At 62.8% G+C, this 1,361-nt stretch carries 1 protein-coding gene and 1 pseudogene; both read left to right on the top strand.

What is annotated here, in order from left to right:
* The coding region (locus BZK31_RS28350; protein ID WP_482822373.1) for a P-loop NTPase family protein at positions 1-924 on the top strand (924 nt) is incomplete at its 5' end.
* Positions 924-1,361 (top strand): annotated as a pseudogene (locus tag BZK31_RS28345) (glycosyl transferase family 1); the annotation flags it as partial. The gene BZK31_RS28350 and the pseudogene BZK31_RS28345, both read left to right, overlap by 1 nt.

The raw sequence follows: 1,361 nt of genomic DNA, 5'->3' as shown, positions 1-1,361 counted from the left end.
CCGATCTACAACCGGATGCAGAACGTGTATGCCGACCAGCAGACCAGCTATGCCCGCTTGCAGACCCAACTGGCGCAGCAGAACACGCAGATCGCACAACTGGAAGCCGATCGCCAGTTGGCGTTGAACCTGGAGCCGGAGTTGTCACGCCTGCAGAACGAGCTGGATGCCGCGGAGAAAAGCTATGCGCTCTACACCGACAGTCTGGAGAAGGCGCGCATCGACCGTGAGCTGGATAACAGCCAGATCAGCAACATCGCGACCATCGAAGAAGCCACCTACAACCCCAGTCGGGTCTTCCCGAAAAGCCTGATGATGGTACTGCTGGCCCTGCCGCTGAGCCTGGTGGTCGGTGCGCTGGCGCTGTACTTCTTCTACCTGCTGGATCAGCGCATCCACGATGGCGACAAGATCGAGAGCACCTTTGGCGTACCGGTCTGGACCACTCTTCCGGACCTTGAGCATGCACAGGATCGCAGTGCGGCACTCACCTCCAACCTGCATCGCGTGTACGGCATCCTGCCGTTGGATCAGGTGGATGAGCGCGGCCTGACACTGGGCTTCACCTCGGTGAAAGACGGCGCCGGGGTGTCCTTCGTGATCGACCGACTGGCCGCCCTGCTGACTGAACAGGGGCATAAGGTGCGCACCGAAAACCGTGCGCCTGCGCGGCCGGGCGAGATCGTGCTGATCAACGCCGCCGGGGTGTCAACCAACCAGGAAGCCTTCGTGCTGCTGCGCAATGCCGACCTGATTCTGCTGGTGGTGCGCGCCAAGGACACCACGGTTCCGATGCTCGAAGACACGCTGCATAACCTTAATACGGCGTTCAAGAAAGTCGACGGTGTGATCATCAACCGGCGTCGCTTCGAGGTGCCGGAGAACGTGCTGAAATTCCTCAAACGTATCGGGAGTCGTGGCTGATGCGTATCGCTTTGCTCGCCCCGCTGCCTCCGGAGCAGAATGGCATCGCCGACTACGCGGGCCATCTCAGGCATGCGCTCGAAGAGCTGGGCCTGCAGGTCGTGACCCCTTTGCAGGGCGTGGGGAACGATCCCCGCGCAGCGACCGAGCGCGTGGCGCAAGCCGACTGGAGCGGGATAGACGTGGTGCATGCTGAACTGGGCGGCGGTCGGCTGGCCGAATTCCAGGCCTTGCGGGCCTTGCAGCGCCGGTTTCCCAGGCTGCCCCTGACCGCCACCGTGCATGACCCCGAGCGGCTGGTCTGGCGCCGGGAAAAATTGCCCTGGCCGTTGTCGATAGCGGGCAGCATGCGCTCTCCCCTGCCGGAAATCGCGACCGTGCTGGCCGATCCCTTGTGCCTGCATGAAGAACGGCAGCTGGCGCGTCATATGACGCGC

This window comes from Pseudomonas floridensis (assembly GCF_002087235.1).
Lineage (GTDB): Bacteria > Pseudomonadota > Gammaproteobacteria > Pseudomonadales > Pseudomonadaceae > Aquipseudomonas > Aquipseudomonas floridensis.
Note: the sequence above shows the minus strand (reverse complement) of the source record. Positions and strands in the feature narration are given on the sequence as shown.